The sequence below is a fragment of the Psychrobacter piscatorii genome (genome assembly GCF_043641605.1).
Classification (GTDB): Bacteria; Pseudomonadota; Gammaproteobacteria; order Pseudomonadales; family Moraxellaceae; genus Psychrobacter; species Psychrobacter piscatorii_C.
In genome coordinates, this window is the sequence record NZ_JBHZRK010000003.1 from 107,820 (window position 1) to 133,577 (window position 25,758).

Here is a 25,758-nt window from a genome sequence, read left to right on the forward strand (position 1 = left end):
AATTGCTTAGATAATCGCATAGTTTTTATTAGATTTTTATATAGTAATCTTATGGGTTGAGGCAGAGTGAATACTGAACAACGGTAGTTTTAGATGAAAAGATATAGTGGTGATTAAGATACGGCTACTTATTAGCCAAACTATAGCTTGGTTAAAATCAATTCTTTAACCCCCGCTTCCTCATGTGCTTTAAATGGATAACGATCTGCCATTACAATCCAATCAGATATTGATTTAAATATCGAGTATCCGCTTAGGCTATTTTCTATAGTAGCCAATTTGACCATCAAAATATCAATGTCCATTGTCACTCGTCGCACTTGCTTTGGCTCAGTCTGTCGACGTCTATTACAATCACCTTCAAGCGTTTTAAAGGTTTGCTGTAGTTGCTGCAGACTCATTGGTGTGGTCAGTACTAGATAGACGCATTGATTGGTATAGTCAGGTTTTGGTAATTGGGTAGTCGCGGTAAAATCAGGGTTTTGAAAAGCAGTAGATAGCTTTACCTCACCCAGCGCTGCCAAACTCTCTCGAGCAAGCGGTAGATACCTCTCGGCTTGATAGTTGCTACCCAGCGCTAACACCACCTCTGCTACAGACTGCGCTTGCAGACTCTCAGGTGCGCATTGTGTTAGCGTTGCCATATTCAACTCCATCGACGTTTTATGCATCATCGGCTTGGCTATCATTAACTTCTTTGGTAACGTCTTTAGTAGCTGGCTCATTGGTTAGCGCTGGCGCATAACGTGTTATTTGTACCCCTACCGCATCTGCTTGGGCAATAGCAGTCGGCTTGGCAATACTTAACGTGATTTTTTGACAGTCATATTTTGCAAATAGCTTATCAGAGATCTGACCGGCCAAATGCTCAAGCAGTTTTGCTTGAATCTCTTTACACCACTCGCTCACATCATCACAGACTTCTTTATAACTCAAGGCATCTCTGACATCATCGGACACAGCAGCACGGCTAATATCCGTCTCAAGCGCGATATCGATCAGTAACGGCTGAGTAATGGCGCGCTCCCAATCAAACACACCAATGACCGCTTCAACTTTTAGACCTTTTATAAATACAACATCAGACTGCGTATGAAACATGCTTCCATCCTTGTTTGCTAATTTTTTGTGCGTATTTTTAGCTCTTTACTTAACCGATTATAAAGCCTCTTTGCGGAGACGCTCAGCCTTTAACACTTTACTTGGACGATGTCGCCACAGATCAATACTAAATAGGAGTAACCCTAACCAAATCAAACCAAATACTGCCAGACGATGTAGATCAAATGGTTCATTGTAATAAAATACCGCTAAGAAGAAAATAAAGGTCGGCGTCAGATAATTCATAAAGCTTAAGATACTATATGCGACAAGCTTGGTCGATTTATTAAATAATAATAGCGGTATCAACGTAATCGGGCCTGCGAGCATCAATAACCAAATGTTTGCGCTAAACCAAAAGCTTAGCTGATGGCTGACCACATCAGACTGCCAAAACCACCAAATACATAAGGGTACTAGCATGGCCGTTTCAACAAACATAGCATCGACAGCAGTCAATGGGGTTTGCCGCTGAATGGTGCCATAAGTACTAAAGCTGAACGCTAAAATCAATGATATCCACGGCAGACTACCAAGCATCACCACTTGAATGACCACAGACAGTAGTGCAAAGCCAATGGCTACCCATTGTAGCGTGCGCAGGCGCTCTTTGAATAAAATCATCGATAGGCCAACACCCACCAATGGCCCAATAAAGTATCCCAAACTGGCCTCAAGGATACGATCATGATTGACCGCCCATACATAGGTCAGCCAGTTGGTTGCGATAATTAACCCAGATACCAATGACAACGCGATCCATCTTGGGTTTTGTTTGAGCGTCTCTATCCACCCCCAACGCTTGGTCGCTACCAATACAATGAGTAGGCAAAAAAACGTCCAAACAATACGGTGCCCGATAATCTCTGTTGCATCGTAATTGGATAATTGCTTAAAGTATAAAGGAAAACCACCCCAGATAAAAAAGGCAACAAGCGCAGTAACAATACCGCGTCTGGTTGTGGTAATCGGGGTAACAGGTTTTTTGACGACATTTTGGGTAGTCATAATACAGGACAACTTTTTAGAGCAAAGCGCACCCTCACCTAATTCTGATTATTATTATCAATTTAGTGGTGAAAGCGCAGGGTCACTACAGTGAAATTATAAGATAAAAAGCAATGTACTCATGCCAATAGTGACATGAGTACATTGCTAACAATATTAGATTGAGCTTTTTATGGATGCTTTACAGTGCGTAATCATAGGAACATGTTGATCCACACTCATTCATTTATTCAGCGTCAGTATCCACTTGAATAGACATACCGATTTGGTTAGCCAACTCAGCAAAACCTGGGAAGCTGGTATTGACCGTCTCCGTACCCTCAATGGTAATTTGCTCAGCAGCACGCAGACTCGCAACAGAGAAACTCATCGCAATACGGTGGTCATGATGCGAGACAATGTGACCACCACCAAAGACAGGCTGGCTATTATTTATGTCGCCATTCTCAGTAGCAGTGCCTTTGCCTTCAATAATCAGACCATCATCAGTGACAGTACAATCGATGCCAAGCGTCTGTAAGCCCTCTGCCATCACCGCAATACGATCCGACTCTTTGACGCGCAATTCTTTAGCACCAGTCAAGACTGTACGCCCTTGCGCACAGCTAGCCGCGACAAACAGTACAGGGAACTCATCAATCGCTAGTGGTACGAGATGCTCTGGTATCTCAATACCGACCAAGTTTGAGCTGCGAATGGTAATATCAGCCACTGGCTCGCCGCCAACATGGGTCTCATTGCTTAGGCTAATATCTGCATTCATTAATTTTAGAATATCAATAACGCCAGTACGCGTAGGATTGATACCGACTTGCGTCAAGGTCAACTTACTATTTTGGCTAATAGCAGCGGCCACCATAAAAAACGCCGCAGATGAGATATCAGCAGGAACCGCAATATCGCCACCTGTTAGTGTGCCGCCACCAGTGACACTGATGCGATTGCCGTCTACAGTTACTGGATAACCAAAGGCTGATAGCATACGTTCGGTATGGTCACGGCTGATTTCAGGCTGAGTGACCGTTGTCGTACCCTCGGCCCATAGACCTGCTAGCAGCAAGCAAGATTTTACCTGTGCTGACGCCACTGGCATATCATATTCGGTGCCTTGCAATGGCTTACCAGCTGTATCACGCCCCGTAATACTAAGCGGTGCGGTACCATTATGACCCGTGCTTTGGATAACAGCACCCATCGTGCGTAGCGGTGCAGCCACACGTTCCATCGGGCGTTTATTTAAACTGGTATCACCCGTTAATACGCTATCAAATGATTGCGCCGCCAAGATACCAGATAGCAAACGCATGCTCGTACCCGAGTTACCCATATACAATGGCGTTTTGCTTGGCTTTAGGCCATTCATACCGACACCATGAATGGTCAAATTGCCATTATCAGGGCCTTCGATAGTCACACCCATATCACGGAATGCTTGCAACGTTGCAAGGGCATCTTCCCCTTCCAAAAATCCAGTAACGTGGGTTACGCCTGTGGCAAGACTGCCAAGCATGATGCTGCGATGCGAGATAGATTTGTCACCAGGAATGGCAATGGTGCCAGAGACAGTATTGCTAGGGGTAATATTATAAGAAGCTGACATGGCAGAAGTATCCGTATAAGGGGTGCTGGCTAACATATGGCCAAAATGTCGCCGTGCGGCTTGCGCGCGGCCCAAAAGTCCCATCAGGGCGGTTGAATCTTTATCAATGATGAGCTGGCGCATGGTTTGCAGATAGACACCATACTCATCAAGGGCGCTCACAATGGCGCTTTGGTTGGCAAAAAATATATCATGCCACATTTTAGGGTCGCTTGCGGCGATACGCGTAAAATCGCGGAACCCACCAGCGGCATAACGAAACATATCTAAATTATCATCGTGGCTTGCTAATTGCTCAACCAAGTTGAAGGCAAGCAAATGCGGCAAATGGCTGGTATGCGCTAATATACGATCATGGTGACCTGCATCCATCGATATAACATTTGCGCCCACTGATTCCCATAATAATCGCAGCTTAGTAATAGCAATACTACTTGTGGTAGCTAGCTCACAGATAATAACACTATGATTGACAAATAAATTGGCGCGTCTGGCATGATACCCTGAATTTTCAGCCCCAGCAATTGGATGCGCGGGCACCAATCCTACCGGCAACGAACCAAACACCACTTTGGCCGCGTCAATGATATTGACCTTGGTACTACAGACATCCGTCATGATGCAATTGGTAGCGAGCTGTCCGTTGTCCATAGCCTGTTTGATGTCTACAAACACTGCTTGTACTGCCTGTACAGGCACTGCAATGATGATTAAATCACTACCGCTTATGACGTCTTGTAAGTTTGCACTACCAGCATCAAGCAGACCATGCTCGATAGCTTCTGTGATACTTGGTGCATGCCTATCGACTGCTACCAGTCGTGCGCTTAATCCATTATCTTTAATGGCTTGCGCAAAGCTAGCACCAATCAGCCCAAGTCCAATCACACAAACTTGTTCGAATATAGGTCGATGCATATTTAAAGAGGGCTGAAGATTGTTTCTTTTCTGACGACTCACGGCTTTTCTCGTTGAACGCGCTCGGATAAATTTCGGTAAATCCCAGCGTTATATAAGTTAATGGCTAGTTAAGATCACTTTTTACTAAATAATACCTTTGATCAAAACATATCGATTGATGTGCTGAGGGCGTGTCCCTATTTTAAAAATGGTGATAAAAATGAGATAAATCGCAGGCAAACAAGGAAAATAGTGCAGACAATATCGAGATATTGACCAACTATTTGACGCCTTTTGTCAAAGATTTAGCCATTTTTAGCCCATTTAGTGATAAACGTTTTAATTAGGGATATGCCCTAGTCTTCACTCAGAATAGAACGCAAAGTATCAATCAAACGTAAATTGTCCTCGGCCACACCCACCGTAATACGCAACCAGTTTGGCAGTCCATAAGCGCCTAACGGCCGAACAATAACGCCTTGCTCCAGGAGTGCTTGATGGATTGACGCCGCAGTTATATCTTCCATCTCAACCTGCACCTCAACCATAATGAAATTGGCATGCGACTTCACAAAACCTAATCCCAATGTATCAAACTGCTTTTCTAACCAACGCATTTGCTCATCATTCATCTGGCGCGTTTTTTCAATAAAATCTTGATCAGCAAGTGCAGCAGCGGCAGCAGCTAGGCCTACACGACTAACATTAAACGGCTGACGAATTCGGTTTAATAACTCTGCAACAGCTACTGAGCTTAATGCATAGCCCACACGTAAACCTGCCAGCCCATAAGCTTTAGAAAACGTGCGCACGATGATGACATTATCAAACTCGTCTAATAATGCGCGGTTGTTACTCTCAGGGCTATACTCGATATAAGCTTCATCCAATACAACCAAGACTGAACTTGGCACACTAGTAACGAATTGACGCAGCTCCTTGCGGTCTAGCTGCGTGCCAGTTGGATTGTTGGGATTGGCAATAAAGACGATTTTGGTATTGGGATTATCTTGGACTGCTTGACTCATGGCTTTTAGGTCGTGACCAAACCGATGAGCAGGCACCTCAACATCCATAGCGCCTTGCATCTTCGCCAGCATAGAGTAGACCACAAACGCATACTGACTATAGACGATGGCATCATCAGCACCCACAAAACTACGTGCCAAAATATCGAGCAAATCATCAGAGCCATTGCCAAGCGTAATCTGCTCGACTTTAACATCATTAAAGTCAGCCAATGCTTGCTTCAGATAATAGCCATTGCCATCAGGATAACGTGACAATTGACCCAATTGCTCAGTGACCGCTAGCGTCACTCGCGGTGAGCACCCCATCGGGTTCTCATTGCTAGCCAGCTTCACCACATCTGAAACACCATATTCGCGCGTCAGCTCTTCAATTGGTTTACCTGTCTGATAAGGTGCCAACGCCAGAATACTGTCGTAAGCTGGCGTTAATGGCGATAGGTTTGATGCTGTCAATTGATCAGGCTGCATGATTTATCCTTAAGTGTTATCACTAAATGCGATCGCCCATCTATTAGGTGTCAATCTCGATAGATAAACAAGCTAATAGATGAGCCAATATATTTTTACAATACTGCTTTTGGATACGAGCCTAATATGCGTAGATCTTTTACCAATGGGCGAATATCGTTGATAGCGGCGCTGACATTTGGATCATTGATATGACCGTTCATATCAATAAAGAACACATATGCCCACTTATTAGGACGCTCAGGACGTGTCTCGATACTGGTCATCGATACGCCATGATATGACAAAGGTTTCAAGATTTCGATCAATGCACCAGCTCTGTCATGGGCTGAGACAACGATGGAGGTTTTGTCTTGACCAGAAGGCGCAATGGCCTCATGACCGATGATAAGGAAACGGGTGGTATTGCTTGGGTTGTCTTCAATGTTTGAATAAAGCTTATGCAAGCCGTACTCTGCAACCGCAACGTCACCAGCGATTGCTGCTGAATGCCATTCGTTTTTGAGTCGACGCGCCGCTTCACCATTACTTGATACCGCAACGCGCTCCACATTGGGAAAATTCACATCTAGCCAATGACGACACTGCGCCAATGACTGCTGGTGCGAATAAATACGGCTTAAACCATCAAGCTTAGTATGCTCAGCGACTAAGAAATTTTGATGAATTGGCAATTCAACTTCACCAATAATTTTTAGCGTAGAAGATAAAAATCCGTCCAAGGTATGATTGACTACCCCTTCTGAAGAGTTTTCGACAGGGACAACGCCATACATCGCCGTGCCTGCTTCAACTTCACGGAATACATCGGTAATGGTCGTCATTGGTACGGTATCAGCAGCTTTGCCAAAATGCTTTAATGCAGCAGCGTGCGTAAAGGTGCCAACTGGCCCTAAGAAAGCAATACGCTGCGGCGCTTCTAAGTCTAAACATACCGACATGATTTCACGGAACAAACGCGCCATCTTTTCGTCAGCGATTGGACCCGTATTACGCTCCATAACCGCTTTTAACACCTGTGCTTCACGCTCAGGACGATAAAATATAGGGTTGGTATTATCATCAGCGGCCGTGTGGTTTTTCTTTACCGCTGCTACTTGTTGCGCCAGCTTGGCACGGTTATTGATGAGTGTTTGGATTTCGCAGTCGACCGCATCAATGTTTTGGCGAATATTGTCTAAAAACTCTTTTTCAGTTGCGGTGTCGCTAGCGCCTGCGGCGGTTTGATTTAGATTGTCCATGGTTTGTTCTGGTGACTGCTCGCTCATTACCGCCCATCCTTTTTAGATTTTATCACTGTTAGGTATTACTAATATTTAGATATGAATATCTGCTAAATTTTACTGTGTTTTTTAAATGCTTCGACTATCTCTACATATCGATAGTGATTGAGAGTGTCATTATCAAGTCATTGGTAAATAGTGGTCAATGACCAAAACTATTTTAACCGTCATCCAAAAACAGTCTATCAGAAGCATCGCGCGTCATTGGCGTTCTCTGGTATTACTGCTATATTGGTCGCCAAGTACATAAGACCAGCGGATGACCGGCTCTACTATAGCAAAAACTCAGGTCAGTGCCCATTCGTAAATAGTGATAAGCCAGCAAATTATTATTAATATTATCACAGTTAAGTGATATGACAGTGGCGCATAGCACAACTATGAGCAAACACACGTAGAAAACTGTGTTACAGTTTCCATTCAGCTCCCTACCCTGCGATATATAAGAGGAGCACCACATCATTAATAAGAAAAAGGATATCTGATGAGCGCATTACAACAATTACGTACCATGACGACCATTGTCGCTGATACTGGCGACCTTGCTGCTATTGCCCGACTAAAACCTATCGATGCGACCACCAATCCAAGCCTTATCACCAAAGCCCTCATTCATCCTGATAACCAAGGTATGCTATCAGAAACAATGAGCCGCCATAATGGCGATGTAGATGCGGTGATTGATGCCCTAACCATTCAAGTTGGTTGTGATATTTTGGCACTTATTGAAGGGCGCGTTTCTACCGAAGTCGATGCGCGTTTGTCTTATGATACTGGGGCGACGATCGACAAGGCCCTTGAGTTTATGGACGCTTATCAAAAGGCTGGCATCGACTCAGAGCGAGTATTGATCAAAATGGCAGCAACTTGGCAGGGAATTGAAGCGGCGCGTTATCTTGAAACCCAAGGCATTCACTGCAATTTGACCCTATTATTTGGTCAGCATCAAGCAATTGCCTGCGCAGATGCGGGCGTGACACTCATCTCTCCTTTTGTAGGGCGTATTTTAGATTGGCAAAAACGCCAGCAAAGCCGTCAAAACGTGCCAGCTTCTGAGGATATGGGTGTACAATCTGTCAAACTTATTTACCAATACTACAAGCAGCATGGCTATCATACGCAAGTCATGGGGGCGAGTTTCCGCTCAACTGAGCAGATATTGGCACTCGCAGGTTGCGATTTGTTGACCATTGCGCCCAACCTAATCGATGAGTTGGCAGCCATGGATATTGATGTGCCTCGTCAGTTATCGCCGAGCATGTCCATGGATATGCAAGCAATGAGCCAAGTGAGCTTGACGCATGAAGAGTTCAGCGCGGCCTATCAGCAAGACAAGGTCACACAAGACCTATTACCAAAAGGTATTGATGGTTTTATTGGGGCACGTGATGAGCTGGCGAAGACGTTAGCGGCCATCCGCGGGCAATAAACGAGACACAGTAAGCACTCGTCTGGCACAAAAGATATTTGCCTGCCCACAGTAAGTTGGCTATCATGAGCGACTTCAGATAACAAGAAGCAAGGCTTAAGTATGAAACGGCTATCAATGTTATTGGCAGGCAGTGTTTTAGTGACCAGCACCCATGCGGTCAATTGGGTAGAGGTGACCGAGAGCGACTCTGGATCGACGTTTAGCTTAGATGTAGACTCTATCGAACACTCTGACATCAACATCATAGACGAAAAAGACGTCGAAAACATCACTGTCTCTCTGTTAAGAACCTATCCTACGCAAAAAGATAAGAGCACAGTGAAAGAAAAACCCATCCATCATAGCGATCAGCAACTACTGATTTCTTGTAAAGATTTCAGTTACTATAAAAGAGCTTACGTCGATTATATTGCTGATAATAAAGTCATTAAGTCTTGGCAATCAGAGAAGCCTATACTGACCACCAAAGACTTTAAGATCACCACACCAAAGACCGTTGGTCGCACGCTGATCGAATACGCCTGTAAAAGCTATGAGCAAAACAAATCGTAATATCATTAGACTCACCACAAAAAAAGCGCCCTGATCATTTTCAGGGCGCTTTTTTATATTCTATAAGTTTTCTTGAACAATCAAACTTACGCCTTTAGTACCGTATAGACAGGTACTGGGAACTCGCCATGTAGCTCAACCAAATCTAATAAAACTAATGCGCCGACCACAGTATGATCGGCTGACTGGCATAACTCATAAGCGGTCGTCAATGTGCCTCCAGTCGCCAAGATATCATCGACCAGCAGTACGCGTTCAGGTGGCAAGTTATTTTGCATCTCAAGCGTGTCTTTCCCATACTCAAGTGCATATGATTTATTAGCGACAGGTGGTGGCAGTTTACCTGGCTTACGGAGCAAGATCATACCCTTACCCAAACGCCCTGCCAGCATACTGGCAAATACAAATCCACGTGCTTCAACAGCCCCTAAGCAATCCACCTCATCCATCAGTCCCTCTGGTAATGCGGCAAGCAGCGCATCGATGACAGCATCAATATGACTGCGCAGTAACGGGGTAATATCATAAAAATCAATGCCGACTTTTGGAAAGTCTGGTACTGTGCGAATAATCTGCCAAAACGGATGGTCTGTATTGAGCATCGTAGTCGTCTCATTTTCGGTAGTGGCAGATGTGGCGGCGTTAATACTCATGAAAACCCTTAGCGTGTGTGTTTATATGGTTTAGATAATAAATAGATATGGCTTGGATAATAACTAAATACGAATGTATCAGTGCTAAATAATGGATAACACTGTGAATTTGGCGGCGATTATTATAGCATAATTGACTTTCTTATTGCAGATTGACGCCCGTTATTGTATTTGGTCGTAGCAAAATAGTACGAATCCCTACCTTGATAAAAGATAAGTCATCTCAATATACAAGTGTAAACTTAACTATGAAAATAACGGTTATATGCTAAACTACGTGCGCTTTTACCGTCTAATATAATGACTGTAATACGAAATATAAGTGTTTATGACGCACTGTGACACTGGTAATGATCGATAGGACTATTTATGAAACGTTATGAATGTATTGTCTGCGGCTGGATCTATGATGAAGCGCTTGGCTGCCCTGAAGAAGGTATTGCCCCTGGTACCAAATGGGAAGATATCCCTGATGACTGGACCTGCCCTGAGTGCGGTGTCGGCAAGCTTGATTTTGAGATGCTTGAGCTGTAGTAGATGACCCTCTAATTAGGACACTTCATGACAACATCAAATGACATTAATAGTGCCAAATTGCCGGAAACGTCAGATACCAGTTTAGACAACACTCTAGACTTTTACCCTACTCCTGAATGGCAACGGTTTGGGAATCATCAGTGGCGCGACTCCGATCTTAGTCAACACCTTCATCAAGCGATGATTGATATTGGTGATGGTATAGAGCTGTGTGTCGAAGCGGGTGGTAACCCTAATAATCCGCCCCTACTGATGATCATGGGGCTGGGTTCGCAAATGATATTTTGGCCAGACAATTTTATTAAGCGCTTTATTGATGCTGGTTTTTTTGTGATCCGTTTTGACAATCGTGATATTGGCCTGTCTTCTAAAGTACAGATCGAGGGCCTACCGCGTATCAGCCAGCTCAAAATGATGGTACGCCTACAAACGGGGTTATCGAACAAAAGCACTCAGGTTGCTTATAACTTGACTGACATGGCAGAAGACACCGCGCGTTTAATCAAGGCACTAAAGCTTGGCAAAACGCATCTGCTTGGCGCCTCTATGGGCGGGATGATTGCACAAATTGTGGCGGCACGTTATCCAAGCTTGGTACAGCGTATGGCGCTTATGTTTACCACGACCAATCGAGCATTTTTAAAACCGCCAAGACCTAAGCAGCTATACACCCTTATCAATCGTCCAGAGAGCCATTCTGAGCGTGATATCGTACGCCATAGCGTCTGGTTTATGAAAACTGTTGGTACACCAGGTCACGTCAATGTGCGCATGGTGCGTGAAATTGCCAAAATTCGCTATCAACGCAATTTTCATCCACTCGGTACGGTGCAGCAGCTCAATGCCATCTTGGCATCAGGTTCTATCAGCCGCTTTAGTAAACAAGTCAAAGCACCAACGATTGTCTTACATGGTAGCGCTGACGGATTACTACCGGCGTCACAAGGTCGAGTGGTGGCAAAAACCATTCCTAATGCCAAGTTTCATTTAATCGAAGGTATGGCGCATGATATTCCAGAATATTATCAGCCTTATATGGTCGATTTGATTAGCAATCATTTGTTAGAAAAATAGCTATTATCTTATAGTAACATAATCCATAAAAAAGAGTGTAAATCCTATCGATAACGGATAGGGTTTACACTCTTTTTCGTTGTATACCAATGATAGATATCACGCTAATCGCAGCTGACACCTGTGCCTTCTTTATCGATACACATTTTATTGCCATTTTTTAAATTGCCGATCCATGCCTTACCGCCTGTAAATACAAATGAGGGTTGACCCTTATAATTATCAGCACCCAATACTCCATCACTAGTGAAGCGAAAAGGAATCACTAGCTCACCGCCCAGATTGACAAAGCCCCACTCCTCTCCGATACGAACGCCCGCTAATTCTTCAGAGAATGGACGCACTTCATCAAACGAATAGGTAATCATCGTAACGTCGTTGTCGTCAACGAAGCCCCATTTTCCATCTTGCTGACGTGACTGTAACGTCGTAAAACGTGTGGGTGCAGGTTGTCTTGATTGTGATGATGTATTGCTAGGAGAAGCTGAGGATTTTTTAGCCGACTGACTATTATCCTGAGCATTTGGATCACGCGTCGCATTACCATTTTTATCCAACCAACTTATCGCATTGTTTTTACGGACGCGCGCTCTCCCATTACGGTAATCATCGATCTCGTCAATCGATGCTGAAAACGAGACAACTGTGCTGTTGGACGTATTGATAACACCGTAGTTACCATCTTTTTTTACGACGATACGGCCTTCAGAGACTGGACGTGCCCACCCTTGATTCCCTGTGAGCATATCGTACATTGCAGGCACGACTTCGCGGCCCTGCATATTGAGATAACCGACTCGACTGTTACGCAATACGGGTAGTAGCCCGCCCGATATCTTGTCGGCATCGACTTTCTGATAGCGTGATAAATCAACGACCCTTTTACCTTTGCTGTCAATCAGAGCGACTGGGGCACCAAAATCTTTAATTGCCAAAAAATAGCCGCTAGTAGATGTACAAGAGACGTTTTTATAGTAGCTTTTGGGGAGCTTGCAACTGGCCGCTTGTGCGCTAGGCATTAAAAAAAATGCACTAGAGACGATACCTATCGCAAAGCTAAATTGCGATATTTTTAGAGGCAAACTAGAGATCACATTTGGCTGTATTTTTGACATAAAATGTCGGAGCATAAGTAAACCTAGGCAAATAATATAGATTGTTTGATATGGCGGATGATGACTGATGACTTTATGAGTACTAGACTAACAAATTTTGATATCAGCGCCAACGTCATTCCTGTAAGGATGTGACTCGATTATATAAGTGCTGTTGTACAAGCATTATTGTGTGAGTAAGGTCACAATATGGTTCTACTGCCGGAGAGACTTTTTCGTACTATGTAGTTTAATAGGTTATCTATAGCAATGACCTATCTAATAACCAGAATAAATTTTGGTTTTGCCATTTCATTTTTTGCTCAAAACTACGACAATATATCTTTAATCAATCCAAACTCCTCCCCCTGCAATATAAGAATAATAATATAAGGACGTTTTATGGCGACTGCTTCTTCACGCGCTGCCCCTATTGGCCTAGTCATCGGTTGTATTATCTTTGGGCTGGGCAGTCTGATTGTCGCTCACGTCGATATCGGTGGCTGGGCGATGTCATTTTGGCGACTGGCCATTTCAGGTATTGTCTTTGCGATTTTAGCCAAAGTGATGCGCCAACAGATGCCACAATCAAAACGTGCTATTTTTTATGGTTTATTATCAGGTGCATTTTTAGGATTAGACTTGGCGCTTTGGCACGAGAGCATTTACGCTGTGGGTCCTGGTATTTCGACCCTACTCAATAGCTTACAAATCTTCTTCTTGGCTGCCATTGGTTTTTTGTATTTCAATGAGCGTCAATCTATCGTACAGATCATCAGTTTATTTTTAGCGATGCTGGGCGTTGCAATGATAGGCAGTCCTGAATTTGCACACAATTCAGCGGCCACTTGGGGATTTGTCACAGGTATTGTGTCAGGAGCAATGCTAGCCGCGTCGATGACTTTTATTCGCAAAACACATGATACCGAACCGACACCGATATTTATGCTGATGCAGCTGATTAGTATTGGTGGCGTCTTAGCGATGATTGTGCCTATGTTTATATTCGATACCGGTCATATCTTGCCCAATACGTGGTCTGAGATTGGTTGGGTACTTATCTACGGCACAGTGATGCAGTGTTTGGCATGGGGACTGATTGCCTATTCTATTCCCAAGTTATCTCTGGCACTGACTGGTTTGTTACTATTAACCGAGCCTATTGCAGCACTTGTCATTGATTATAGTTGGCTGGACAAACCTATCAATAGCTTACAATGGGGCGGCGCCTTGTTAACCATGTTTGCTATTTATTTAGGGTCACTAAAGCCAAAGCCACGCGCCCTACGCCGCTATCGATTTTTTTCAAGATTTTATAAGCGAGACTATAAATGATTAAGTAATATTGATAAGGTTACTCAGCACCCTCATTCAACAAAAAGCGCCCATGCTACAGATAGCATGGGCGCTTTTTATTAGAGGAGAGGTGCTTTTACTATCTTTATTCGATAGGCTCACACTTTAATCTTATCAGCATTACTTATTTCGCTTCAGAGCTTTGGTTAAACAAAGCATTTAACACGATAGCAGCTAAAGTAGCGGTACCGATACCACCCAAATCAAAACCACCTAAGTGCAAGCTAAAGTTACCTGTACCCATGATTACGGTTACTGCCGCGATGATCAGATTGCTATTTTTACTAAAATCGATGTGACTGTCGATCCAGATTTTTATCCCAGCGATCGTGATCAGACCGAAAACGACGATAGAAGCGCCGCCCAATAAAGCCGCTGGTATCGTTTGGATAATGGCACCAAATTTTGGTGATAACCCTAATATAATAGCGACCACACCTGCGACGACAAATATCGTTGTGCTATATACTTTGGTGACCGCCATCACCCCGATGTTTTCAGCATAGGTAGTCACACCTGTACCGCCAAATCCTGCTGAGAAAGTCGTTGCCAAGCCATCGGCAAAAAATGCTCGGCCCATATAAGGGGTCACGCGAGACTTGGTCATGCCTTCCACTGCCTTAAAGTGACCTAAGTTTTCAGCGACCAAAATAAAGGCGACAGGCGCAATGAGAATAATAGCGCTCATCTCAAAGCGCGGGGTATGGATGCTGGGCAGACCAAACCATGAAGCCGCAGCGACTGCGCTAAAATCAATTGCCGCACCAAAACCTAGGATATTGGTCATCACAAAATAAGCGATGTATGACAATACCAAACCCACGAGTAGCAGTAAACGACGTAACATGCCACGGGTAAACACAGCCACCCCACTGATGAGTAGTACGGTCAACGTGGCCATCCAAGCATCAAACTGATTGGCAGATACGCCCTGAATAGTGACTGGCGCTAAGTTAAGACCGATAATCATAACAATGGCACCGGTGACGATAGGCGGCATCAAGCGCTCAATCCAGCCAGTACCGGTTTTCATCACCAATAGGCCAATCAACGCATAAATGATACCGCAGGCCATGATACCGCCTAGCGCGACATTCAAATTATCATTGAACCCTGCCCCTGCATACGCAGTCACCGCAATCACTGGACCAATAAAAGCAAAGCTTGATCCCAAGTAGCTTGGCATGCGTCCACCAGTGATCATAAAGAACATCACCGTACAGATACCAGACATCAAAATGGCTAAGTTAGGGTCAAATCCCATCAATAATGGCGCAAGGACGGTCGCACCAAACATGGCAAACGTATGTTGTATACCAAGTAATACACTCTTTGATGGTGGCAAATAATCATTGATACCCACTGGATCGCGATCCAAATCGCCTTTGTAAGGTCGCCATGTCGGAAACCAGCGACCATTTTCAAAATCTGGATTGTGCGGATAACTGATGGCTGCTGAATCAATACCTGCAGCCTCTAATGAGTTTTGAGCTGACTGATCTTGAGCGCTGTTGTCTGAAGCTGATGATGGGTCTTTTTGAGATGGCATGCGCGCGTGTCCTATGTGAGCTGAGGTAATAGGCTAAAATAACTGATAAAGTAAAAACTGAGCTGAATTGAGAGGCTGATAGACAGGGTTGTATGGATAGCAGATCATATAGGTAGAAAAACGCTATAATCCTCTACCCATAATATGTCATCCCAATTCATTCATTTATGTTGTAATATGATAAACCAAAAGTATTATTTGGTATGATAGCCAAGTCTTGCCAGTTGTATCAGGTTAATATGTACTATCAAAAATACTTTTGGTCTTCTACAAGCTAGCATACTTAATAGCGGTACTGACTTACAGGATGTTACATAGTCGTTGACTCCGAGCATGATAGCGGAGTTTCAAAATAAATAAAAGTGATTATTCAGTCACTACTTGTACTCTTTTACAGCACCCTTTCCATAGACAGCCACTCACAAGTACCTTTTAACGGTGCCTGCGAGCATTGACTGCCTATTATATTTTCAATAAAAGCGCTCAAGGCAATTATCACAATTGTTCAAGCCTTTGAATTTTCGGTAACTCATTATGATTAGTATTTTTGATTTATTTAAAATCGGCATTGGCCCATCAAGCTCACATACAGTGGGGCCAATGGTGGCAGCCAATTTATTTTTAGCCTCATTGACCAAGCAAATGGAACTGACGGCTATCGCAAAGATTGAAATTGAGCTTTATGGCTCTTTGGCGGCGACAGGAAAAGGGCACGCAACAGATACTGCCATATTGTTAGGGTTACTTGGCCATACACCTAGCACCATTGATACACGTATGACCAGCAGCTATCTTTCTCCTATTTTTTCTGGCAAAACATTAAATGTGTCAGGCATTCACACGATTGCATTTGATACAGAGCAAGATATTTATTGGTACGACGATACTGTCCTGCCCTATCACCCTAACGCATTGACGCTTCGTGCTATATCGACTGACGGCACTCGTTATCAGCAGACCTACTATTCGATTGGTGGTGGTTTTGTCATCAATGAAGAAGATGCCACCGATCCAGATGAAGATCATGCCAGCCCAACGATCGATCGTGTTCCTTATCCTTTTAATAATGCAGCAGAACTACTAGAACAATGTCGTCAGTATGACTTGAGTATCAGCGAGTTGGTACTGGCCAATGAATGCCACTTCCATGACAAAGAAGAAGTATTTGCCTACCTAGATAGTATTTGGGAGGTTATGCAAGATTGCGTTAAGCAAGGCTGTGAAAATGGCGGTATTTTGCCAGGTGGCTTGGATGTCAAACGCCGTGCACAAGATTTACACATGCAACTGTCTGCGGAAAAAGACCAACCTATCACCAAAACTGATAAATTAGCCGCCATGGATTGGGTAGACTTATACGCGCTCGCCGTCAATGAAGAGAACGCCAATGGCGGCAAAGTTGTGACCGCACCCACCAATGGCGCAGCGGGTATCATTCCTGCAGTATTGCACTACTATCGTGATTTTTTACCTAACTACAGCCAAGATGGTGTCCGCAAGTTTTTATTGAACGCCACCGCTATCGGTAGCCTAATCAAGCAAAATGCCTCCATCTCTGGTGCTGAAGTCGGCTGCCAAGGCGAGGTTGGATCGGCATGTGCGATGGCAGGTTCTGCATTAGCAGAGATCATGAATGGGACACCAGCTAAATGTTTAAATGCGGCAGAAATCGGTATTGAGCATAATTTAGGTCTAACCTGCGACCCTATTGGTGGACTGGTGCAGGTGCCTTGCATCGAGCGCAATGCCATGGGGGCGGTCAAAGCTATCAACGCAGCACGTCTAGCTTGTAGAGGAAATGGCCAGCACTTCGTCTCTTTGGATAAGGCTATAGAAACCATGAAGCAGACAGGTGCTGATATGTCTGATAAATATAAAGAGACCGCTCGTGGTGGCCTAGCTGTCTATGCTGATAATAGAATCCCTACTGCGACGCGCGGCGTTAGTGTTAACTACAGTCAATGTTAATGTAACTGATAAGTTTTACCTTTAATTGCGCTATTTCACCATCGCAGCAGATATCGTAATAATAAAAAGGCCGCTAATAAATTAGCGGCCTTTTTATTAAGTGTAGACTTTCAAGCTATATTATTCAGCAGTTTTTGAAACCACTTCGTTTAGAATCCAAACTGGTTTGACCACATTAGAGCCTTCAGCAGTGACTGCTTCTTGGCGTACATCTAAGACATAACGGTAGTTTGGCTCATAAGTAAAGCCTTGGATATTACCATTTAGAGTCGTGTAGTTTTTCTGATAAGTTTGGCGATACTGTAAGCACTGTGATTCAACCATTGTACCGTCTGTTGCAGTCAGGTCACAAACTGCTTTACGCGGTGCAATTTCTACTTCAAAACTTGGAATATTTACCACTTTGACGTTCATAGGCTGTCCTTCTACAACCATTGTACGCTCATTGTCCATGTCCATAGTAGAGCAACCAGTAAGAGCAAAAGTTGTCATCAATGCTGCAAGTGCTAATTTTTTCATTATTCAATCCTCAGATAATTGGTAATAATTCTTTGTTTTCTATCTAAACTTATTATTTTAAAAGCCCTACTGCATTTCTTCATGCAACAAAGCTTCTTTCTATCATGATGATATTTAGAGCCAAACTAATTGAAATCTCTAGCCAGCTTTACTAGCAATGTAGTAAATATCATCTGTTTACCCGAGCAAGTATAGGCCGCAACTCACCTTACTCTCTATGACTGCTTTGTAAAGTAACGTCAGCTTTTGCAACTGATGTTAATAAAGCGTATTGAATAACAGAGTAATTTGATACTGGATCAGTATTACATACCAAAAAGCCAGAGCAATATCTGCTCTGGCTTTTTATAAATAGATTTAAAAAATCTGTCAAGATTAGAGCTTTTAAGACTTTTTCTAACTGCGATAATCAGCGTTTATCTTGACGTAGTCGTATGACAAATCGCAGGTATACACCGTATCACTAGCATCACCACGAGCAAGATCAATGTGAATGGTAATCTCAGCGCGGCTCATGACTTTCTTACCTGCTTCTTCTGTATAGCTGGGCGCGACACCGCCATTTTGACAAATCATCACCTCATCCAAATACACATCGACTTGCTCGGTGTCTAGGTCGTCAATACCAGCATAACCGACTGCCGCCAAGATGCGTCCCCAGTTTGCATCACTCGCAAAGAATGCCGTTTTCACCAGCGGCGAATGCGCCACTGCATAAGCCACATCGCAACATTCTTGCGTGGTCTGACCACCAGTCACTTTGACGGTCATGAATTTAGTAGCGCCTTCACCATCACGCACAATTAGCTGTGCCAAACGTACAAATACTTCGGTCAATGCATCAAAAACAGGTTGATAATGCGGATGTTCTGGGCTATCAATCACATCTGAGCTGGCAGCGCCTGTCGCAATCAATACACAGCAATCATTGGTTGATGTATCACCATCAACGGTAATACGGTTAAAAGATTGCTCATTGATAGCGCTTAGCATCTCTTGCAATAAGTCGGCGGCGATATTGGCATCGGTTGCGACATAACCTAGCATGGTCGCCATATTTGGACGTATCATGCCTGAGCCTTTTGACATACCAGTGATATGATAGCTAGTACCTGCAACGTCGATTTTTTGGCTAGCAAGCTTAGGGATAGTATCTGTCGTTCGGATACCATTAGCAGCAGCCAGCCAGCTGTCAGAAGCCAAGTTTGCTATTGCATCGTCTAAACCTGCAATGACCGCGTCACTATTTAATGGCTCGCCAATCACGCCAGTAGAGAATGGCAGTACTGTATTAGCCTCTACGCCAGCTTTCTCAGCCAAGGCTGTACAGATTTCAGTAGCGCGGCGTTTGCCATCAGCGCCTGTCCCAGCGTTTGCATTACCTGTATTGGTTACCAAATAGCGCGGACTGGCCGCGGCAAAGTGCTCACGTAATATACGTACAGGCGCGGCGCAAAATGTATTTTTAGTCGTGACAACTGCGGTCGTGGCCTGTTCAGCGATTTCGATCACGACCAAATCGTCACGATTTTTGTAGCGTACGCCTGCGGCAGTTGCGCTCAGCTTAATGCCATCAATGGGATAAATAGTATCAGGTACTGCTACGTTTCCAACAGCCATAATAAAATCCTTATTTTTCAATTTTTTTCGTTGTTTTTAGGTGATGTAATAAACACTATAGTTGATCCAATTTAAAGGTGGTACAAGGCAACCGAGTGCAGATGTATACGTCATACTTCAAGCGAGGTTAACGCCGTAACGCTTTTATAGTGGATTGACTATATCTGAATATTACGGTTTTTTTAGATCAAATGCCGACCAGATTGGCGCATGATCTGAAGGTTTTTCCATCGCACGCAGCTCATAGCTGATTCCAGCATCGATACATTCACTAACAAGGTCTGAGGTGCATAGGATATGATCGATACGTAAACCGCGCTTGGGTTCATCATTAAAGCCGCGACTGCGATAATCGAACCAACTGTATAATTCGGTACTCTCTGGATAATGTAGACGGTACGTATCGGTCAACTCACGTGACATCAATGCTGAGTACCATTCGCGTTCCTCTGGCAAAAATGAGGTTTTTCTATTTTTCAACCAGCGCTTGGCATTGACCTCACCGATACCGATATCTATGTCTTCTGGCGCAATATTCATATCTCCCATGACAATGATCGAACGACCTTCTGCCTTTAGTGTATCAATATAAGCCATTAAATCTGCATAATACGCACGCTTCATTGGAAATTTGGTCGGATGGTCTTGGCTCTCTCCTTGTGGAAAATAACCGTTGAGCACATCCACTTCACGTCCTTCAAGCTCATAGCGTGCATGTATAAAACGCTTTTGTGCTTCAGCATCTTCGCTAGGAAAACCTTTTTGTACAAATATAGGCGCCACTTTCGACAATAATGCCACGCCATAATGTCCTTTTTGCCCAAAATACTCTACGTGATATCCTAGACCTTCTATGTCATCAAGTGGAAATTGATCGTCATGGACTTTGGTCTCTTGTAGACCCATGACATCAGGATCGATTACCTCGCGCACTGCCTCAAGCTGATGCTGGCGTGCGCGGATACCATTGATATTAAAACTGACAAAACGGGTCATAAACTGTCCTATACTGATTGATTAAAATACGGTGCTGATATAGATGTATGCGATGCAAATGTCTATGATAACAGACCTAGGCCGCCCTAGCTGTTGCATGGCTTTATATCTTGAGCTAGAGTAGCGCTTATTATAAATATAATAGAGACTATTTCTTGTTGGGTTTCTTATTTGCCCGCATATATAAATTACGTTCGCCAAACAACCTTTATCAAAAATACTGAGCACCCTTATGACGACAACTGAGCATAAAAATAAAAATACAGCCGTGAATAATAATATGGAACCACTATTTGCTAAAGATTATAACGTCTACATCAACCATACGGATGCAGGCGGCATAGTTTATCACGCCAACCATCTGGTGTTTTTCGAAAACTGCCGCCGTGATTGGTTTACCAAACTGGGCTTAAACGGTTACTTTTTGCAAACTGATGATGGCGACATACAGCATTTTGTCGTGAGTCAGGCGGATTTACAATACAAGAGGGCCATTCTCTTGGATGAAGTCATCTCTGTACGCATCGATAAAGTAGAGCTAAAGCCTGCCAGCATCATATTTTATCAAAGCATTCACCGCAGCACATCAGATAATAGCGCCACAGACAAAGCGAGCAGCCAACTATTAAGTAGCACCAAAATTGTCATTGCCTGTGTGCAAAACCTCGTGAAGCCAGAGCCAATGGCCAATAACGAAACAAATAATGATCAACCTGACAACGCAGTGAATACCACACCCATGCGCCCTATCCGTGTACCAAAAGAATTACGAGATGCCATTGAGCAGGCGGTTAGTGAGCAAATGAACGAGCGACTGTAGAACGCTATGGGCATTGATCCTGATAGACCCTTGCTTGAATTTAATAATCTCTGGGTGCATGGCAGACCGGTAGTCGGTAGCGATAATCCTAAGCACAGTAGTGGTGAACAGACAAAAACCTTTGCACCGCATAAACTCTATCAAAGATGGTCAAATAAGCGACAAAAAAATGCGCTATCTGATGACCTATCGCCTCATAGCCGCATATTGGTAAACGGTGCGAGTGGCAAGCTACTATCAGGGCAAATCACCGTTTTAACTGGTGCTTCTGGTAGTGGCAAGTCGGTACTATTGCGGGTTCTGGCAGGGCTATTGCCGATGACCACTGGCGACATTCATCTACGAGATAATGCCATGCCAAATCAGAACCATAAAAGCATCCATACCGCTTCACCTACGGATTGGCGTAAGCACGTTGCTCTACTTGCTCAGCATCCACAGTTATTAGAAGGGAGCGTGCTTGAAAACCTAAAAATGCCTTATGACTTGCAGGCACATCGGACTCAGAGTTTTGATATAAACTGGCATATATCCCAGCTTGAGACGCTCAATAGACATTCAGACTTTTTGCAACAAGAGTCTCATCATTTATCTGGTGGTGAGCGTCAATTGGTGAATACGTTGCGTCTATTACAATTAAACCCACAAGTACTATTGCTAGATGAACCAACCGCTGCGCTAGATATCGATACCTCAGCGCAGCTAGTGAACCTGCTGATGAGCTGGTTACAGGCGGATACTCAGCGCACGTTGTTATGGGTGACTCACGATACCAAAGAGATTATGTCATTGGCCAGTAGACATTGGCATATGCAAGCAGGTGTACTAACTGAGGTATTCTAAAATACTATCGTTAAACGCTTGCTCAAAACCTTGAGTAGATTGCGCTCATTATACTCCCATCTTTTTTCACCTTTTTATCATGAGCACCCATGAATGGTATGGATGATATGCAAGTATTTCTAACTTACAGTGATATTGCACTCGCCAGTTGTATGATTATCATCGTACTACTCATCTCATGGCAACTGCGCTTAAAACTGACAAAAACGCTCTTGATAGCTACTATTCGCACCATCGTGCAGCTTAGCTTTATTGGTCTGATACTGGCATGGATTTTTGCACGCGAACAATGGTACGAAGTGTTGCTGATTTTGACCATCATGACCCTGATTGCAGGGAGTGCTGCCAAAAATCGTGTCAAACGCAGCTATAAAGGGTTGCTAACCGATACGCTAATAGCCGTCGGCATCTCAGCGACACTGGTCACTGCGGTAGCGATGATCGTTATCCTAAGAGTGCAGCCTTGGTATACGCCGCAATTTATTATTCCTATACTGGGCCTGATACTAGGCAACTCTTTGACTGCCATCTCATTAACGAGCAATCAGTTGATCGAAGCTTTTCATGAGCAGCAAGGGCGTATCGAGATGATGCTGAGTCTTTCAGCTCGACCATTTGAGGCCGTCCATGAGCAGATTCGTGCCGCAATCACAAATGGCATGACCCCAACGCTCAACTCTATGCTAGTCGTCGGTATTGTCAGCTTGCCCGGCATGATGACTGGCCAAATATTGGCTGGCGCCGACCCCACTCAAGCGGTACGCTATCAGATAGTGACGATGTTTTTGATATGTGTAAGTAGTACGCTTGGCTGTACGATTAGCGCCTTACTGATTTATCGACGCTTTTTTAATAAAAATCAGCAATTTACTTTACCTCGATAGTTTTTCCTCTAACCTTACCCCTCAGATTGATAATCAAGTGTTATCACTTTAAAAACCAAATAATTGTTTATCTACATAAGCTCGTTAACTCATCTAAACAGTCAATTAATTTATTCATCATTGATAAACAATCTGCCCTGTCTTTATATTCATTACCAGCTCAAAAATACGCCTTACGGTGACTCATTTCTTAAACATCATACATATATCAAATTTTTCAGCTTTATCTATGTACTGCTCAGTCTTGCTTTCTATTATTGTCTCCAACATTATTCATGCTACTGTATTGCTTAAATGTATCGTTTTTTTGATACCGCAGTTGCAAAAACTAGATAATATCTATTTGAAATACATATTATTTCTGTTATTGAATTATCTAATTGTTTGATTCATTTAACTCACCCATCAGTAGTTAATTAGCATTGAGCAACAGCAACAAAAGCAAGCAGACACGGACGTTATTGCATCCAATAGCAGGTTAATCACATTGATGCTGATTTATGATATTGACATGCATATGACTGCTTTCTTAAAAAACATTCACCTATATCAAATTGCAAGGACGCTGACCATGATGCCGAACAAACCTTGGCTTTCTCAATATCCCGCAGGTGTACCAAAAACTATTGATCCTGATAGATACAGTAGCATTATGGAGCTGTACGAAGAATGTTTTGACCGGTTTCGCGGTCATCCGATGAGCATCTGCATGGGTGTGACCCATACCTATAATGACGTCGACAAAGCATCACTGGCAGTAGCAGCATGGCTACAAGAGCAAGGTTTACCCAAAGGTAGTGTCGTGGCACTTATGATGCCAAACGTACCTCAATACTTACCAACCATGATCGGAATTTTGCGTGCAGGTTACATTTGTACCCCTGTCAACCCACTTTACACTGGTCGAGAGCTACGGCATCAGCTTAATGACTCTGGTGCACAAGCAATATTTGTGGTCGATAACTTTGCTCAGGCGCTGGAGCAGGTCATTGAAGAGACCTCTATCAAACGTATTATCCTATCGAAAATGGGCGATATGATGGGTTTAAAAGGGATTTTAGTAAATACTATTATCCGTCAGGTCAAGCGCTTAGTTCCTAAGTACAATCTCAACGACCCTAAATATCATGTCACTAAATTTCCTGACGTATTGAAGAAAGGTAAAAACCTACCTTTCCAACAGCCAAAGATGTCTTTAGACCAAAAAGCATTCTTACAATATACCGGTGGTACCACAGGGCTCTCTAAAGGTGCTATTTTATCACAGCGCAATGTTGTGGCAGCGGCAATGCAATCAGAAGCATGGACACGACCTATCACCTCAGAGATCAATGAGGTATATATCAATATGGTCATGGCGCTACCGCTTTATCATATTTTTGCTTTTATGCTTAGTCTACTGGGTATGCGCTCAGGTTATACCTTCATACTGGTACCCAATCCGCGTGATATTCCTGGATTTGTCAAAACCTTATCAAAACAACCGTTCCATATCTTCCCCGCCGTCAACACTCTCTTTAAAGGGCTATTAGATAATCCAAATTTCAAAGACTTAAACTTTAGCTCGCTTCGTATTTCACAGGCTGGCGGCATGGCTGCAACCGAGCAAACTGCCAAACGTTGGCTAGAGGTGACTGGCTGCGCAATGATTGAAGGTTGGGGTATGACGGAGGGTGTTGCCGTCGGCACAGCGAACGTGATTACAAACCGTGAGTTTAATGGCACCATTGGCGTGCCTGCCCCTGGCGTAGATGTCATCATTATCGACGAAGAAGGCAATCAGGTAAAACTGAACGAAGGCGGCGAATTATGTATCAAAGGACCCAATGTAACTTCTGGATATCTAAACCGAGATAGTAGTGGTGATTTTACTAATGACGGTTACTTCCGTACTGGAGACATCGTTAGTATGGATGATAAGGGCTATATCAAACTATTAGATCGTAAAAAGGACATGATCTTGGTATCAGGATTTAATGTTTTTCCCAATGAGATCGAATCTGTCATGCTCGACTGTGATGGTATCCTTGACTGTGCAGTAATCGGTATTCCTGATAGCCATCAGGGTGAGGCTGTCAAAATATACGTGGTTCCTGAAGACAACAATGTGACTAAAGAAATTATCAAAGATTTTGCACTAGACAACCTAACTGGCTATAAATGTCCGCGTCATATTGAATTTGTCAGCGAATTACCGAAAAGTAATGTCGGTAAAGTACTACGTCAAAAACTACGTGAAAAACATCAAGCAGATCATCCTCAACAATAAGCAAATCCCCTCAATAAAAAAGCGCCTTTATCTTAACTATAGGCGCTTTTTTATTCTATATATTCCTCTTTAATTGTCATTTTTATAACTTTTACCAATGATTATATAAATGATAAATACCATTCATTAGCGTGAACCTCTTGTCTCTTTTACCTTTCAACACATATTGTTCAATATATCAAACGTAAATATAAACTATTG

Annotated in this window: 22 protein-coding genes; 10 read left to right on the forward strand and 12 right to left on the reverse strand. The window is 43.5% G+C overall.

What is annotated here, in order from left to right; genetic code table 11:
- Positions 1 to 140: 140 nt before the first annotated feature.
- The 6 genes from ACHUET_RS04145 to pheA all read right to left on the reverse strand — a co-directional run bounded on the left by ACHUET_RS04145 (position 141) and on the right by pheA (position 7,376).
- A complete protein-coding gene (locus ACHUET_RS04145) occupies positions 141 to 644 on the reverse strand; it encodes a 2-amino-4-hydroxy-6-hydroxymethyldihydropteridine diphosphokinase (RefSeq protein ID WP_394210905.1) in 504 nt (167 codons plus the stop codon).
- A 19-nt stretch (positions 645 to 663) separates the two neighbouring features.
- Complete coding sequence (gene folB, locus ACHUET_RS04150; RefSeq protein WP_394210907.1) at positions 664 to 1,101, reverse strand: dihydroneopterin aldolase; 438 nt, start codon at positions 1,099 to 1,101, stop codon at positions 664 to 666.
- Positions 1,102 to 1,158: 57 nt separating this feature from the next.
- Positions 1,159 to 2,109, reverse strand: a complete 951-nt coding sequence (rarD, locus tag ACHUET_RS04155) for an EamA family transporter RarD (RefSeq protein ID WP_394210909.1) — start codon at positions 2,107 to 2,109, stop codon at positions 1,159 to 1,161.
- 226 nt (positions 2,110 to 2,335) lie between these two features.
- Positions 2,336 to 4,627 (reverse strand): bifunctional prephenate dehydrogenase/3-phosphoshikimate 1-carboxyvinyltransferase, encoded by a 2,292-nt coding sequence (locus ACHUET_RS04160; protein ID WP_394211101.1) that lies wholly within the window; start codon positions 4,625 to 4,627, stop codon positions 2,336 to 2,338.
- Positions 4,628 to 4,965: 338 nt separating this feature from the next.
- A complete protein-coding gene (gene hisC, locus ACHUET_RS04165; RefSeq protein WP_394210911.1) occupies positions 4,966 to 6,108 on the reverse strand; it encodes a histidinol-phosphate transaminase in 1,143 nt (380 codons plus the stop codon).
- A 95-nt stretch (positions 6,109 to 6,203) separates the two neighbouring features.
- Positions 6,204 to 7,376 carry a prephenate dehydratase gene (pheA, locus tag ACHUET_RS04170; RefSeq protein WP_058024282.1) on the reverse strand — a complete coding sequence of 391 codons (1,173 nt, stop codon included), beginning with the start codon at positions 7,374 to 7,376 and terminating at the stop codon, positions 6,204 to 6,206.
- A gap of 499 nt (positions 7,377 to 7,875) precedes the next feature.
- Here pheA and ACHUET_RS04175 point away from each other — a divergent pair, with 499 nt between their 5' ends.
- Positions 7,876 to 8,820, forward strand: coding sequence for a transaldolase (locus ACHUET_RS04175; RefSeq protein WP_394210913.1), 945 nt, complete (start codon positions 7,876 to 7,878; stop codon positions 8,818 to 8,820).
- Positions 8,821 to 8,922: 102 nt separating this feature from the next.
- Positions 8,923 to 9,375, forward strand: a complete 453-nt coding sequence (locus tag ACHUET_RS04180; protein ID WP_394210915.1) for a hypothetical protein — start codon at positions 8,923 to 8,925, stop codon at positions 9,373 to 9,375.
- An 86-nt stretch (positions 9,376 to 9,461) separates the two neighbouring features.
- Here the strand turns inward: ACHUET_RS04180 and ACHUET_RS04185 are convergent, their stop codons facing one another.
- Positions 9,462 to 10,028: an adenine phosphoribosyltransferase gene (locus ACHUET_RS04185; protein ID WP_394210916.1), complete on the reverse strand. Its 567-nt coding sequence runs from the start codon at positions 10,026 to 10,028 to the stop codon at positions 9,462 to 9,464.
- 369 nt (positions 10,029 to 10,397) lie between these two features.
- On the opposite strand from ACHUET_RS04185, the gene ACHUET_RS04190 reads away from it, so the two are divergent.
- Positions 10,398 to 10,562 (forward strand): rubredoxin, encoded by a 165-nt coding sequence (locus ACHUET_RS04190; protein WP_057759803.1) that lies wholly within the window; start codon positions 10,398 to 10,400, stop codon positions 10,560 to 10,562.
- 27 nt (positions 10,563 to 10,589) lie between these two features.
- Positions 10,590 to 11,639: an alpha/beta fold hydrolase gene (locus ACHUET_RS04195; RefSeq protein WP_201601643.1), complete on the forward strand. Its 1,050-nt coding sequence runs from the start codon at positions 10,590 to 10,592 to the stop codon at positions 11,637 to 11,639.
- A gap of 104 nt (positions 11,640 to 11,743) precedes the next feature.
- Here the strand turns inward: ACHUET_RS04195 and ACHUET_RS04200 are convergent, their stop codons facing one another.
- Positions 11,744 to 12,754, reverse strand: coding sequence for a WG repeat-containing protein (locus ACHUET_RS04200; protein ID WP_394210919.1), 1,011 nt, complete (start codon positions 12,752 to 12,754; stop codon positions 11,744 to 11,746).
- A gap of 381 nt (positions 12,755 to 13,135) precedes the next feature.
- On the opposite strand from ACHUET_RS04200, the gene ACHUET_RS04205 reads away from it, so the two are divergent.
- Positions 13,136 to 14,068 (forward strand): DMT family transporter, encoded by a 933-nt coding sequence (locus ACHUET_RS04205; protein WP_394210920.1) that lies wholly within the window; start codon positions 13,136 to 13,138, stop codon positions 14,066 to 14,068.
- A gap of 145 nt (positions 14,069 to 14,213) precedes the next feature.
- Here ACHUET_RS04205 and ACHUET_RS04210 read toward each other — a convergent pair whose 3' ends face one another.
- A complete protein-coding gene (locus ACHUET_RS04210; protein WP_394210921.1) occupies positions 14,214 to 15,638 on the reverse strand; it encodes a solute carrier family 23 protein in 1,425 nt (474 codons plus the stop codon).
- Between the two features lie 534 nt (positions 15,639 to 16,172).
- Between ACHUET_RS04210 and ACHUET_RS04215 the strand changes: the two genes are divergently transcribed.
- On the forward strand, positions 16,173 to 17,606 hold the full coding sequence (locus ACHUET_RS04215; protein WP_394210922.1) for an L-serine ammonia-lyase: 1,434 nt from the start codon (positions 16,173 to 16,175) through the stop codon (positions 17,604 to 17,606).
- Between the two features lie 120 nt (positions 17,607 to 17,726).
- Here ACHUET_RS04215 and ACHUET_RS04220 read toward each other — a convergent pair whose 3' ends face one another.
- The 3 genes from ACHUET_RS04220 to xthA form a co-directional block, all read right to left on the reverse strand.
- Positions 17,727 to 18,125: a DUF4377 domain-containing protein gene (locus tag ACHUET_RS04220; RefSeq protein WP_394210923.1), complete on the reverse strand. Its 399-nt coding sequence runs from the start codon at positions 18,123 to 18,125 to the stop codon at positions 17,727 to 17,729.
- Between the two features lie 396 nt (positions 18,126 to 18,521).
- The gene (argJ, locus tag ACHUET_RS04225; RefSeq protein WP_394210925.1) at positions 18,522 to 19,745 is read right to left on the reverse strand and encodes a bifunctional glutamate N-acetyltransferase/amino-acid acetyltransferase ArgJ; all 1,224 of its coding nucleotides are present in this window, start codon (positions 19,743 to 19,745) and stop codon (positions 18,522 to 18,524) included.
- 171 nt (positions 19,746 to 19,916) lie between these two features.
- Entirely contained in the window at positions 19,917 to 20,741 is an 825-nt protein-coding gene (gene xthA / locus ACHUET_RS04230) for an exodeoxyribonuclease III (RefSeq protein ID WP_394210926.1), read from the reverse strand.
- A 232-nt stretch (positions 20,742 to 20,973) separates the two neighbouring features.
- Between xthA and ACHUET_RS04235 the strand changes: the two genes are divergently transcribed.
- The 4 genes from ACHUET_RS04235 (at position 20,974) to ACHUET_RS04250 (ending at position 25,557) form a co-directional block, all read left to right on the forward strand.
- Entirely contained in the window at positions 20,974 to 21,561 is a 588-nt protein-coding gene (locus tag ACHUET_RS04235) for a hotdog domain-containing protein (protein ID WP_394210928.1), read from the forward strand.
- 6 nt (positions 21,562 to 21,567) lie between these two features.
- Positions 21,568 to 22,404 (forward strand): ABC transporter ATP-binding protein, encoded by an 837-nt coding sequence (locus ACHUET_RS04240; RefSeq protein WP_394210929.1) that lies wholly within the window; start codon positions 21,568 to 21,570, stop codon positions 22,402 to 22,404.
- Between the two features lie 89 nt (positions 22,405 to 22,493).
- Positions 22,494 to 23,288 carry an ABC transporter permease gene (locus tag ACHUET_RS04245; protein WP_394210930.1) on the forward strand — a complete coding sequence of 265 codons (795 nt, stop codon included), beginning with the start codon at positions 22,494 to 22,496 and terminating at the stop codon, positions 23,286 to 23,288.
- 571 nt (positions 23,289 to 23,859) lie between these two features.
- Complete coding sequence (locus ACHUET_RS04250) at positions 23,860 to 25,557, forward strand: AMP-binding protein (protein ID WP_394210932.1); 1,698 nt, start codon at positions 23,860 to 23,862, stop codon at positions 25,555 to 25,557.
- The last annotated feature ends 201 nt before the right edge of the window (positions 25,558 to 25,758 follow it).